Origin of the sequence: Streptomyces thermoalcalitolerans, assembly GCF_039525155.1 — a bacterium.
Taxonomy (GTDB): domain Bacteria; phylum Actinomycetota; class Actinomycetes; order Streptomycetales; family Streptomycetaceae; genus Streptomyces; species Streptomyces thermovulgaris.
This window is the reverse complement of sequence record NZ_BAAAHG010000001.1, coordinates 192,230-204,948: the sequence shown is the minus strand read 5'-3', so window position 1 is coordinate 204,948 and position 12,719 is coordinate 192,230. Positions and strand designations below refer to the sequence as shown.

The window sequence follows — 12,719 nt, the reverse complement described above, 5'->3', positions numbered from 1 at the left end:
GGTCGGGCCGTGCCCGCCGGTGCGGAGTGCGTCGGGTTCGGCGGCGTCCGTCGCGATCTGCGGGTGGAGGTCCCCGCGGGCGTCGCCGACCTCGATGCGGAGGCGGCCGGCGGTCGGGTCGAGGACGAGCGTGAGCCGGAAGCAACGGCCGAACGACGGACCTTGTCCCGTTGAGCAGGCCGGTCTTCCGAGTACCGCGAGCCGAGCGGTCGCCCTCAGGTGCGGTAATCCTGCCAGGTGCCGGGCAAGCCGGTCCGGTCGAAGGGAGGCAGCCCGTCACCGAACCTTTGCAGGCGATCCCACGCGGCTTTTAAGGCTGCCTGGTCCGGGAAGCAGCCGGCGTGAACGGCGTAGTGCATGACGTCCTCGACGGTGAAGCAGGTGAGCCCGTAACGGGCGGCCATGCGCTGCCCGTCGCGATCGTCCATGCCGACATAGACGGTTCGTCCGCGCTCCGCCAGGTACGAGCCGTGGGCGACGACGACACACTCGCCCAGGTGCTGCCGCTGTTCATGGGCGCTCTCGAAGTCGTTGTCGCGGATCTCGCAGAACCGGTCGAGCAGGTCGGGGTCGGTGGATATCAGGGTCAGCTCGGGCAGCACCGTGATCCGGGAGCTGCGCTCGACCGCCGACCAACGCCTGCGCAGGCCGGGGAACTTGGCGTCCTTGCCCTTGACTTCCTCGCACACCTCGTGCGGAACCTGGATCTGCCAGCCCGCGAAGTCCAGTGCCCTCAGCAGGATGTCGACCAGGTTCGCGCCGGCGAAGTACACGCAGACCACCGCGTCGAGGATGGAGACAACGGGTTCGGCGTCACTCGCCGCCTCCCCGTTCTCGTTCGCCCTGACGTTCACGCTCGTGATGGCTCCTTGTCGTTCCTGTGCAAGCTCCTCCGGCGCGCGGCTGCCATCGACCGTGCGTCGATCCGTCGGGGCTCCGGTGCTGCGGGCGGCCGGATACCGGCCTTCTCCAGCCGGGTTTCGGCGTCATGCGGTTCCGTGCACAGCAGACGGGCCAGTGGCTTCAGACCGAGGGAACCGGCCTCGTAGGCGCGGACCGCACATTCGAGGATCCTGCGCGGGGGGCTGATCTGCTGCGCGGCACTGACCTCGGCCTCGTACTCGGGTCCCCAGCCGAAACGCCAGGCTGCTTCCCGGTTGGTGGGGAGAGCGTCCTGGCACTGCGGGGGCAGGTCGAAGCCGAGCTTCATGCACTGGATGCGGGCGACGGGGAGCGAGACGCGGAAATGACGCGCGACCTGGGCGAGACGCCGCAACGGGTCGATGTCGCCGTCCTCCCCCGCCGGCCCGCGGGCCGCCGCCGTGCGCTCCCATACCTGGCGGACCCCCTCCAGCGGCGCCAGGAAGTGCCGGGCGAAGGCGTCGCACCGGATCTCGCGTGGGGAGCGGCCGCAGCGCAGGTGGTCGACGGCGACTCCGTCGTCGAGGACGACGTGGCCGAGCTCGTGCGCGTAGGAGAAGCGCTGCCGCTCGGGTACGTCGCCGACGTTGACGAGCGCGACAGCCACTCCTCGGGCGGGGTCCACGGCGGAGATGCCGCTGACGGTTCCGGGCATCGCCATCGCACCGGCGTCGAGGTGCGTGGTGGTCTCCAGCAGTTCGGGAAGATCCGCCAGAGGCGCGAGGCCCAGTCCGAGCCGTGCGCGCAGGGCCGTCGCGGCGGCCCTTCCCTCTTCCTCCGCGTCGGTGACGGGGACCGGTCGACCGGACGGGGGCGCGGACGGAACGGACGGGCTAGGGGCGGGACGGGACCCCGCCAGCCGGTCGTCGAGCGCCAGGAGATCGATGGCCAGCCTCCTCGCCTCGTTCAGATCTTCGTCAGTGGCTTCCCGCGCCGTGCGCGGAGCGACGCGGGCCCGGTCGGCGACGGGATTGCCCCGCAGGAGGTACCGCATGGGCACGCCCAGCGCCCGCGCGATCCGGTCCAGCTCCGTGACGCTCAGCGCCGGTCGGGTGCCCTGCTCGATCCTGTGTATCGTCGGCTGGCTGAGCCCGGCGTGTTCTGCCAGATCACGCTGGTTCAGGCCCGCGCGTGTCCGCTCCTGCCGGATGTACCGACCCACCTTTTCCAGCTCTTCCAGCTTCATGACTGCCCCCGCACCATCCCGTGAATCAATCATCGTAATCCTGATTCAGGCATGCTGCCAGAGGAAGCCGGGCGTGCCTCCGGCGGGGTGCCGGGCTGCCCCGGCCCCGGTGTCCCCCGCGCCGTGGGCCCACGCCCGGCACGCTCGTGCTTCGCCGGCCGGTGCGGAGAGCACGGCCCGGACGGTCTTGCCGGTCGGTGGGTACGGGACGCACTCCCAGTGGTCGGCGAGGGCGGTGACGAGGGTCAGGCCGCGCCCGCCGGTGCGGAGTGCGTCGGGTTCGGCGGCATCCGTCGCGATCCGCGGGTGGAGATCCCCGCGGGCGTCGCTGACCTCGATGCGGAGGCGGCCGGCGGTCGGGTCGAGGACGAGTGTGAGCCGGAAGCAGCGGCCGGGCACGCGGCCGTGGAGGACGGCGTTGGCGGCCAGCTCCGCGACGACGAGTTCGGCCCGCTCGGTGAGGTCATGCGGGGCGCCCCAACGGCGCAGCTCGGTCACGGCGAGCAGCCGGGCGAGCCGGGCGCCGCGCCGCGTGGACGACAGCAGTTGCGTGAAGGTGCGGGTGGGAGCGCCGACGTGGGGCGTTGCGTGGTTCATGACGCCAGAGTGGCGGCCGGACGCGGGCGGGGACGAGTGCCACGCTTCGTACACCGAGTCAGCGTACGGACGCGGAGAGTGGCCAGTGCGCCGCTTCCTCCGTCACGCCGGGTGGCGGGTGCGGGGCGGGGGTGTTCCGGGTTCCGGCTACGGGCACGGGCAGGGCAGGTCGGGCATCGCGCGGTTCGGGGAGCACGTCACCACGGCCAGGGAGAGGTACAGGGGGCGTTCGAGGTAGCAGCCGTACGACACGTCGCCACCCGAACGCAGGCGCTCGGCGGCCGCGTTCACCATCCAGGCCAGACGCGCGGTGTCCCGGTCGCTCTCCGACATGAACCGGGGAGCGTACTCGGCCAGCCGCTCACCGAGCCAGGCCGCCGCCTCCTTCGCCTCGTCCCAGGTGCCCCGCACCAGCGAGCGGGGCTTGAGGAGCCAGTACGCCGTCTCCAGGGGCGGGAGATCCGACGTGGGGAACTCCGCGGCCACCTGCTGGTAGCGCTGGATCAGTTCCGGCCTGCTTCCGGCCGGGGGCGGATCGGGGTGCGGGGGCCGCCGCAGGGCCTCGTCGTCGAAGCGTTCCTTCGGGCCGGTCCACAGATAGGCGTGGTGGTGCATGAGCCGTTCCCGTTTCGAGAGGCGCCGGCCGGGCGCGGGAACGGACCCGGCCCGGCCGGCGGGAGGGGAGGGGGATCAGGCGCCGAGGCCGAAACGCGCCGGGTCGATACCGGCCGCGTTCAGCTCCTGCGTGGTGAACCGCAGTGGCTGCGCGTCCGGCCGCTTGCTGTCGCCCAGGGCCCAGGCGTCCTCACCGATCCGGGCCAGGGTCACGCACCCCTCGGTGCAGGGGCCGCCGCACGGCTTCACGAACGAGGCCCCGCTGATGTCGAGCGCGTACAGAGTGGTTCCGTCCTGCATCACTGACCTTCTTCCTGTTCGTCTGAACGCGGCCGGTCCCGGCCGCCGCCGCCCGCACCGGGCGGGAGTCCACGGAGGGGCGACGGCGGCCCCGGACGCTCCCGCCGTGGCTCCGGACGACGGGAACGGACGGTTTCTCCTCGCTCTCCATGACGTCAGATTGGCGGCCGAACGGGGCGGGGACGAGTGTGGCACTCCGTACGCTGAGTCAGCGTACGGACACGAAGAGTGGACGGTACGTCTGATTTTCCGCCACGCTGGACCGCGAGCACGGGCGGCGTGAGGAGCCGCCGCGGGGCGGTACGGAGGAAAGGGGCGGTGAATGGAGAACGTCGGAGTCGAGGGGGAGGCGGCCGGGGATGCCGGCGCGCAGACGGTTCCGGCGAGGGAGAGGGAACGGGAGCCTCATCCGTCGGACAGCCTGCGCACGTTCGGCGCGGTCGTCCAGGCACTGCGCGAGCACGCGGGGCTCAGCCGGGCCGACCTCGCCGCCGCTGTCCAGTACTCCAAGCACACGGTGGAGTCGGTGGAGCTGGGGCGCCGGATGCCGGACGAGGCGTTCGTGGAGCGCGCGGAGGAAGCCCTCGGCAACACCGGCGCGCTGCGGAAGGCCGCCCGGCATCTGACACGGGGCGAGGCGGGACTCGCGGCGTGGTTCCGCCGGTGGGCACGGCTGGAGCGGGAGGCGGTGAGCCTGTGCACGTACGAGTGCCGGGTGGTGCCGGGGTTGTTGCAGTCGGAGGCGTACGCGCGGGCGGTGTTCGAGGGCACGCTTCCGCTGCGGACCGACGAGGAACTGGAAATGCAGCTCGCCGCCCGGATGGAACGGCAGGCGATGATGCGGGAGCGGCCGAAGGTGTCGTTCAGCTTCATCGTCGAGGAGCACGTGTTCCGGCGACGGTTCGGCGATGCGGAGGCGATGCGCGAGCTGGTTGACCATGTTCTTGAGCTCACTGGTCCGCGTAACGTGACACTTCAGGTGGTGCCGCTGGAGGCAGGGCTGCACGCGTGCCTGGATGGGCCCGTACAGGTTCTGGAGACCCCGGAGAGGCGGCGGCTCGGGTACTCCGAGGGACAGGAAAACGGGCGGTTGATTTCCGACCCGAAAGAGGTGAGTCTGCTCTGCCAACGCTATGAAACACTGCGCTCGCAGGCCCTGAACCCCACGGAATCCCGGGCCTTGCTGGAGCGACTGCGAGGAGAGCTATGAGCAGCGGTACGACGGAACTCACCTGGTTCAAGTCCAGCTACAGCGGCAGCCAGGGCGACAGCTGCGTGGAGGTCGCGATCGCCGAGCAGGCTGTTCATGTACGGGACTCCAAGGACTTGTCCCGCCCGCCCTTCGCTGTGGCGCGTGAGGGCTGGGTGCCCTTCGTGAGGTTCGTTGCGGAGGGTTCCGAGGAGTAGCCGAGCGTGGCTCGGTTGATGTAGCGGTTGCCGAGGTCGGGGAAGACCGACTTCGGCGCCGCCTTGCGAGGAGCGGGCTTCTGGGCTTGCTTCTGGCCGGCCTGCTTCTTCTGCTCCTGCTGCACCTCGGGCGCGGCGGGAGCCTTCGCCTGGGCGGCCTTCTTCGCCACAGGCGTCTTGCGCGCTGCAAACCTTTTCCGCAGCTCCGCGAGTTGCTTGCGGCACCCAGTGGTCTGGTCGGCGGGTAGCGCGTTGACCAAGGCCTGGGCGCGGCTCAACTCGTAGCGGGCCTGATGTCACCGCTCGGTGATGATCAGCACGTGTATGAGGTCGAGTGTCTGCCGCAACGCCTTAAGCTTCCCCGCCTGCCGCCGGGGCATCGGAGCCTCGGCTCCGGAGCTTCGGCGCTGCTTGGCGGCGCGAATCCTCCAGCCCGCGCCGGCCGTCAGCACGACGGCCGAGCGCGGGTTGCTGGTGTAGCTTCGACGTACCACGAGAGGTTCGCTCCTCTGGGCACCTGTGGATCAGCCGTGCCGGGGCCCCTGGCCGGGCGGCGGGTTGAGAGTGGAGCGATAGTTGCCCCCCTCGCCTTCAACAAGAGGGTTCTCCAACGTCAGGCCAGCAGCAGCCATCCGGTCGTACTCGGCGAGGACGAGCCGCTTGGTGCGGTACTCGCCGAATTTGGCGATCTCGTTGTTCTTCAGACCGCCCGACTCCGACTGGAAGGACTCCAGGATGTAGTCGGTGTCCTCGCGGGAGATCCCGTAGAGGTGGAAGAAGTATGCGTCCAGCTCAGCGCGCAGCTGCGCACGACGGTCCTCGTCCCACTGGAACGGTTCGCCCTCGTCGCCCAGGTCACGGGCGAGCGGGGTCATGTCGTAAGCGGTGTAGACGAGTTCAAGGACACGGGGGAGGAGGAATGGGAGGTGGGGTCCGAGCTGTGCGGGGGTAGGGACAGGAAGCTGCTTCCAGATGAAGAGCTTCATGTGGGCGTCGCTGATCTTCTGACGACTAACGAAGTCGAAGACCAAGGAGGATTGAGCGGCAATTAGGGCTGCGACCAGCGGAGGCGCGACACGGGGCAGCATCAGCGGGTAAGTGTGTAGCGTAGCTACCCGGGGAATGAAGGCGGGAATGGCGGTGCGTTCGTTGGTTGAAGCAGTCACATCACACCAGCCGCAGAGCCAGTCGCGTTCCCAGCGAGCCTCTGCCAGACGCATACTGACTCCGGGTACCTCGACGTCGCGGCCATTCCGCGGTGTTGAAACTGTTCCAGTGTCCTGAACCCAGTTGAGAGGCAGGGCTTGTCGCGTCGGGTCCTGTAGTTCCTTCGCAGACAGGTACCTGGGCTGATTCTGCCGGTTGACAGCGGTCAGGCTCTTGACGACGTCGGCAGCACGGTGATTGAAGAAGTCAACCATTTTTGCCTCGTACAAAGGCAGCATACGTTCGTCGCCACGCACGAAGGTGTTGCCTTGCAGCTGCCAGCCATCTTCCTCCAATTCGTCGCGCGTGCGCAGGATATCTCTATCGTTGGCGCTACGGAAGATGTATTTGAAATCGATTTTCCAGGAGTTACCGTCTCGTGCTGCTTCGTTCTGTAGTACTGGGAAGCGCCGGTAGACTCCTGTTGTAAGATTTGCGTCTCGCCGATTGCGGAAGATCGGCAAAGTTCCAGTGTTTGGGTTGATGAGTGCGAGGTCCTCCGGTGTCATTGCAAAGACACGTTCGGAATCGTCCAGGTCGGTGATGTCGGAGAGGAAGAAGCCAATACGGCTGGTGTCCGCGCGTGCAGCTCGCCCTGTGAGGGAGAGCAAGCAGAATTTGTAGCTGGAGTGCACGCTCTCGAACCACTTTCCTCCCTTCGGCAATGCGGGAGACTTGGGGCGTCGATTCTCGAAGTCCAGTAGCGACGCCAGTACTCCTCTGCGCACAAAGTCACCAAACAGGAACTGCCCACCAGCGTTCGTGGCGATGGCGGTCGGGATGATGGAGCCGAAGCGACCGGTTGGGCTGCACAAGGATGAAAAGAGCTCGGTGAACAACTGGTCCGTTTGGAGCTTGGTGACTCCACCAGCCGTGAGTCCCTGTGCGCACAGAGGGAAGACGCCTGAATTCGCTGCGAACATGAAGGTTGACTTCAGTGTTCGACGGGCGGTCTGATACCGTTCTGCTTCTTCTGGGTTTTCCTGAAGCCATTCAGTGATCCGCCTGCGCATGGCAGCGCCTGACAGTTCCGCGATGGACGGTTCCACCACGCTGAAGTACTTCTTGTCCTCGAATTCGGAACGATCCCACGGTGGATTGCCCACTACACACGAGAAACCGCCGGACCATCCCGTGGCGGGGTTGACCGTGCCCGCATCCGTCGACGTCTCGCCGTTCTCCGGGACCGTGAAGATCTCGGGAAACTCCAGGTGCCAGTGGAAGAAGGCGTACTGTTTGCGCAAGCGGTCGATCTCGTCGTGGGTCGACTTCGGTGCGGCCTTGCCCTCAGGGTCCTCCAGGCCCCGGAACACCTTGTGCGTGATGGCCGGAGGCGCGTCCTCGCGCTTGAGCCAGACGAAGGCCGCGCACCAGGCGTTCGCCAGATGCAGGGCGTGCTTGTATTCAGCGGAGGTCGACCATTCGCGGTAAGCGGCCTCCTTGCGGCGGATGTCGGTGAGGCTGTCGGCCGGGGCTGCGGTGATGCGACGCAGTCCGCGAGCGAAGGATGTGTTGGTGACCTTCGTCTCTGTCTCGAAATCAAACAGGCTGTCCTGGCCAGCACGCTGCTTCTCGTTGTCGGCTAGCAGCCTCTTGACGCACCCTTCGTCGTCACCCTCGGTCTTCTTGAACGCCCGGTCCGGGATGCCGTCCCGCATCAGGGCCGGGGTCGCCCCGATCAGGCCGTTGCCGTGCTTGATGTGTGCGTCCAGGAAGCTGAGGGGCTTGCCCGGTTCCATGGCTTCCAGCCACAGCGACACCTTGGCCAGTTCGACCGCCATGGGATTGAGGTCGACGCCGTACACGCACCGTGCCACGACCTCGTGCAGGGCGTGGCGCACGGACTTGGCCGTGGGCTCGGGGGTGTGCTCGCGCACGGCGGCAATGCGTTTGGCGATGCGGCGGGCCGCCGCCACGAGGAAGTGGCCCGACCCGCAGGCGGGGTCGCAGACCGTGAGGGAGAGAAGTTCCTTGACGATCGTGTCGGTGGGGTCCGGGCACTTCTCGGCGCTCGCGCGCTGCTCCCCGCGCTTGACGGCGTCGTCGATGACCGGGTTCAGCGTCGAGTCGAGCAGTGCCTCGGTGAGCGGGGACGGGGTGTAGTAACTGCCTGTCTTCTTCCGGTCGTTGCCGATACGGTCGACCAGTTCGAAGGTGCGGTCGGCGGCGCTGTGCTTGGGCACCAGCTCCAGCAGCGCCTCGTACACCGAGCCGAGTTCCTCGGCCCCCATGTGCGCGTAATCGACCGGGCGCCAGCGGCCGGAGCCGGCGTCCCGCACGCGTGCCAGGTGCTTGACGGCCTCGAACAGATGGCGGTTGGCCAGCCGTGCGCCGTGCAGGGGCGCGTCGTCGGGGCTGTTGTTGAAGAGACCGCCGAGTCCCTTCAAGCCCAGCTCGGGACGGCCCTCCTCGGAGCCCAGCGCCTCGAACAGCAGCTCCAGGACGCGGTACTGGTCGTCGTGGGCGGTGCCCAGGCGGCGCAAGGCCTGCCGGCGGAGGCGAGCGGTCGAGAAGTAGCGGGTGAAGCGCTCCCGGGTCCGCTCGTCCGCCTCGGGGTCCAGCAGGACGCCCCGATCCTCGGTGACGAAGAGGAAGATCATGCGGTAGACGAGCCGGAGCAGCGCCTTCTGGAAGGCGTAGACGTCCAAGTTCTCGCGGAGCGCGGTGTTGTGCGGGTGCTTCAGGAAGCCGGTGCCGAGGGCGGTGAGGGCGGCCTGGACGCCGTCGCGGAAGTGGTCGAGGGCCCGGCTGCCGGACTCGATGGCGACCGTGCGCCACTTCTCCAGCCAGCACCCCGAAGGCGCCGCCCCCTCCGGCACCTCGAATCGAGACGCGTGCAGCAGGCAGTACAGCAGTACGAACTCGCTGAACAGCTCGCCGTCGAAGATGGCTTCGAGGTCGAACTCGACGTAGGCGGCCGTGGAGAAGGACGAGGAGTCGCGCAGCAGGCGCAGGCGGCGGCCGTTGGTGAGGATCGCCCACAGGTGGGCCTCGGTGCGGTTGAGGCAGTCCTGGAGCATGGACTGGGCCGGGACCTGGCCGGGGGCCGGGCGCTTGTCGAGCTCCTGGTTCCAGGGGATGAGGTGGATCAGCGCCGGGCCGTGGCGGTGGGAGACCGGGAAGCGCTTGTCCGGGTCGGAGTCGGCGGGGATGCCGTCCGGGCCGACCTCCGTCAGCGTGCCGAAGTCCAGCTTGCGGAAGAGCTGGGCGAGCCAGTCGGTGTGGGCCCGGCCGGTGGGGTCGGCGGCGGGTGCGCCGGTCGTGGGGTCGGAGGGCAGGGCGGTGCGCAGGTCGCGCCAGAGCGGCTTGAGGTACTCCCAGGCGCGCTCGGCCTCGTCGCGCACGGGCACCGAGGCGGGCAGGCCGTAGTCGGCGGACTTGGTGCCCGGCAGGTTCCGCGCCTCGGCGATGCGCAGCAGCATGTCGGCGGGGAGCAGACCGCCGACCGTGGTGACGGCGGTGAAGGCCAGGGCGGTGCGGGTGGCGGCGGACATCAGGCTTCGGCTCCGGACACGGTAGAGGCGGACGCGGCGGGGGAGACGGGCGTGGCGGGCTGCTGCGGCAGGTACACATACACGCCGAGGACGTCGGCGGGCTCCTGCGGGACGACCTTCAGGCCGCGGACGATCTCCTCGTTGGCCTTGCGCACCCGGCGGTGCGAGGCGTCGAGCTCGGCGGCCAGGCGCCTGCCGTACTCGGCGAGGTGGCCGGCCAGCTCCGGCAGGCCGTCCAGGTCGCGGGTGATCTGGTTGCGGGCCCGCTGCTCATGGGTGTTGGCGGTGGCGCGGGCGGAGAGGAGCGCGGTCGCCGCGTCGTCGTCCAGCCAGCGGGCGCGCGAGGGCAGGCCCTCGTAGGCGAGCAGACGGGCGTCCTCGGCGACCAGCTGCCGCTCGCCGGAACGGGACGGCAGAGTGAGGTGGAAGCGGTAGCGCACCAGCAGCAGCGTGGTGCGGATGCTGACCGCGTCCGTGGTGATCACACCGCAGCGGCGGGCCGGGCGAGGGCCGGGGGTGTTCGCGTCCAGCGCCGAGTCCAGGACGTACGAGGCGAGGGCGCCGATCACCGGGTCGGTGCGGACCAGGGCGGCCTCGCCGCGGGCGATCGCCGGAGTGGTGCGGAACGGGATCTCGCGGTCCTCCTCGACGAGCCGGCCGCCGAGGACGGCGGCGAGCGCGTCGCGCAGCCCGGCCGGAGTGCCGCCGACCTGGGCGGTGAAGTCGCCGGAGCCGTCGCGCGGGTCGCGGACCAGGGCGTCCAGGTCGCGCAGCGCCTCCAGGGCGAACTCGCGGACCTCCTCGGCGCCGCCGAGCGCGGCCCGTACGGCGGCGACCTCGCGGGCCACCTCCTCCGGGTGGATGGCGCGCTGGGCGTACTTGGAGCGGGAGGTCTTCTCCCGCTCGGCGGCCGAGGTCCACTCGCGTTCGAGGCGGTCGAACGACTCCTGGTGGCCGGGCAGCTCGAACAGGCTCTCCTGGCTGCCCTGCCGGCCGTGCAGCAGCAGCCACTCCACGACGGCGTCGGTGACGCCGGAGGCGGTCTCGTCGGGGACGGAGACGGAGATGCCCAGGTCCTTCTTGATCTGCCGGTGCTTCTTGAACAGCACCTCCAGGACCTTGCCGTCGATGCCGTTGTCCTCGCCGTACATGGTGATGACGCGGACGTGGTCGCGCTTTTGGCCGTAGCGGTCGACACGGCCCTCGCGCTGGTCGTGGCGGGTAGGGTTCCAGGCGAGGTCGTAGTGGACGACGGCGTCGAAGTGGTGCTGGAGGTTGACGCCCTCGGAGAGGCAGTCGGTGGCGATCAGCACACGGTGCACGGCCGGGTCGTCAGCCTCCTCGGCGGATCCGGCGGCGAGTTCCTCGATGCGCTCCAGGCGCTGCTGCGGGGAGAGGGTGCCGGTCACGGCGGCGATCTTCGTCTTCTTGCCGAGCTTCCCGTCGAGCTGCTCGGCGAGGTATTCCGCGGTGGGAATGTAGCGGCAGAAGACGATCGGGTGGTAGCCGTCGGCGAGCAGGTCCTTCAGATGGCGGATGAGCGCCTTCAGTTTCGCGTCCTGCGCCGGACCGGCCAGCTCCTCGGCGCGCCGGGCGAGTTCGAGCAGCCGGTCCCCGGCCTGCTCCGACTCGGCGGCGCCCGGCGCGACGTCCATGCCCTCCAGCCGGTCGCTGTCCGCGGAGTCGGCGGCCACCGGGGCGCCGAGCACGTCCGCCTCGTGCGCGGTGCGGGCGGCGGCGGACTCGGAGCGGGTCCTCAGGGTCTGCGCGGCGGCCGCCGGGGAGGAGACCATCGAGCGCAGCAGCGCGATCACCGACCACCAGGCGATCCGGGCCTCCCGCTTGCCCTGCTCGCCGGCCGCCTCGACGCGGTCCCGGGCGTAGGCGATGGCGTCGTCGAGCAGCGCCCGGTAGGCGGGGGTCAGCCGGTACGGCTCGTCCTTCGTCCAGCGGTCGGACGGGAAGGCCGTCCGCTCCGCGAGGGAGTCGTCGGAGAGACCGTCCTCCTTGGTGAGGTAGTGGCGGACGTCGGCGCGCTTGCGGGCCACGAAGTGCTCGGCGAGCTTCGCCCGTCCCGCCGGGGTCTCCAGGTTCAGGCCGGCCAGTTCGGGCCGCACCAGGCCGAGCAGGTTGCGGAACGCGGACTCCTTGCCGGAGTGCGGGGTCGCGGTCAGCAGCAGCAGATGGCGGTCGGTGTCGGCGGAGATCCTGCGCAGCAGCTCGTAGCGGAGCTGGTGCGAGGCGGAGGACGTGCCGCCCTGCTCGTCGTCGGCCACGCAGGTGTGGGCCTCGTCGACGATCACCAGGTCGGGGCAGTGCCGTACGAAGTCCTCGCGGTGGCGGGCCGCCTTGATGAAGTCCGTCGAGATGATCGTGAAGGGGTGCCTGTCGAACAGGGACTGGCCCAGGTCCAGGCCGCGTTCCAGACGTGACACCGTGGAGGCCAGGACCAGTTCGGCGTCGATGCCGAACTTCTCCCGCAGCTCGGTCTGCCACTGCTCGGCCAGCGCCGGGGAGCACAGCACGGCCAGCCGGGTCGCCTCGCCCTGGGCGAGCAGCTCCTTGGCGATCAGGCCCGCCTCGACGGTCTTGCCGATGCCGACGTCGTCCGAGATCAGCAGCCGCACCGTCCGCATCCGCAGCGCCATCAGCAGCGGCACCAGCTGGTAGGCGCGGGGTTCCACGGCGATCGACGCCAGGGAGCGGAACGGGCCCGCGCCGGACCGGAATCCGATGCGCAGCGCGGTGCGCAGCAGTCCGGCTGCCCGCTGGTCGCCCAGGTCGTCCGGGCTCGGCGCCGCGAACTCGGCGGGGCGTACGTCCTCGAACGCGGGGAAGACGGCCGCGATGTCGTCCTCGCTCCCGCCCAGCGGGCGCAGCACCAGCATGTCGGGGGCGCTCTCGGGCAGCACCACCCATTCCCGGCCGCGGGCGGCGACCAGCGAGCCGGCTGTGTACGTGGGGCTCATGAGATGTCTCGGTTCCTCGGGGTC

General features: G+C 69.5%; 10 protein-coding genes. 2 read left to right on the top strand and 8 right to left on the bottom strand.

Annotated features, from left to right (window positions below):
* Positions 1-215: 215 nt before the first annotated feature.
* The 5 genes from ABD224_RS00820 to ABD224_RS00800 all read right to left on the bottom strand — a co-directional run bounded on the left by ABD224_RS00820 (position 216) and on the right by ABD224_RS00800 (position 3,619).
* Positions 216-854 (bottom strand): PIN domain-containing protein, encoded by a 639-nt coding sequence (locus tag ABD224_RS00820; protein WP_344045555.1) that lies wholly within the window; start codon positions 852-854, stop codon positions 216-218.
* Positions 851-2,107, bottom strand: coding sequence for a helix-turn-helix domain-containing protein (locus tag ABD224_RS00815; RefSeq protein ID WP_344045553.1), 1,257 nt, complete (start codon positions 2,105-2,107; stop codon positions 851-853). Before ABD224_RS00815 ends, ABD224_RS00820 begins: the two co-directional genes overlap by 4 nt.
* Before the next feature lie 45 nt (positions 2,108-2,152).
* Complete coding sequence (locus ABD224_RS00810; RefSeq protein WP_425580894.1) at positions 2,153-2,704, bottom strand: ATP-binding protein; 552 nt, start codon at positions 2,702-2,704, stop codon at positions 2,153-2,155.
* A gap of 147 nt (positions 2,705-2,851) precedes the next feature.
* Entirely contained in the window at positions 2,852-3,319 is a 468-nt protein-coding gene (locus ABD224_RS00805; protein ID WP_344045551.1) for a hypothetical protein, read from the bottom strand.
* A gap of 75 nt (positions 3,320-3,394) precedes the next feature.
* Complete coding sequence (locus ABD224_RS00800; protein ID WP_344045549.1) at positions 3,395-3,619, bottom strand: DUF397 domain-containing protein; 225 nt, start codon at positions 3,617-3,619, stop codon at positions 3,395-3,397.
* Positions 3,620-3,941: 322 nt separating this feature from the next.
* Here ABD224_RS00800 and ABD224_RS00795 point away from each other — a divergent pair, with 322 nt between their 5' ends.
* Positions 3,942-4,829 (top strand): helix-turn-helix domain-containing protein, encoded by an 888-nt coding sequence (locus ABD224_RS00795; RefSeq protein WP_344045547.1) that lies wholly within the window; start codon positions 3,942-3,944, stop codon positions 4,827-4,829.
* Complete coding sequence (locus tag ABD224_RS00790) at positions 4,826-5,026, top strand: DUF397 domain-containing protein (protein ID WP_344045545.1); 201 nt, start codon at positions 4,826-4,828, stop codon at positions 5,024-5,026. The genes ABD224_RS00795 and ABD224_RS00790 overlap by 4 nt, the downstream gene beginning before the upstream one ends.
* 296 nt (positions 5,027-5,322) lie before the next feature.
* Here the strand turns inward: ABD224_RS00790 and ABD224_RS00785 are convergent, their stop codons facing one another.
* Genes ABD224_RS00785 through ABD224_RS00775 form a run of 3 tightly spaced genes read right to left on the bottom strand, consistent with a single transcriptional unit; the run spans position 5,323 to position 12,695 of the window.
* On the bottom strand, positions 5,323-5,520 hold the full coding sequence (locus ABD224_RS00785) for a hypothetical protein (RefSeq protein WP_344045543.1): 198 nt from the start codon (positions 5,518-5,520) through the stop codon (positions 5,323-5,325).
* Positions 5,521-5,550: 30 nt separating this feature from the next.
* On the bottom strand, positions 5,551-9,726 hold the full coding sequence (locus tag ABD224_RS00780) for an Eco57I restriction-modification methylase domain-containing protein (protein ID WP_344045541.1): 4,176 nt from the start codon (positions 9,724-9,726) through the stop codon (positions 5,551-5,553).
* Positions 9,726-12,695 (bottom strand): DEAD/DEAH box helicase, encoded by a 2,970-nt coding sequence (locus tag ABD224_RS00775; RefSeq protein ID WP_344045539.1) that lies wholly within the window; start codon positions 12,693-12,695, stop codon positions 9,726-9,728. The genes ABD224_RS00780 and ABD224_RS00775 overlap by 1 nt, the downstream gene beginning before the upstream one ends.
* Between the last annotated feature and the right edge of the window lie 24 nt (positions 12,696-12,719).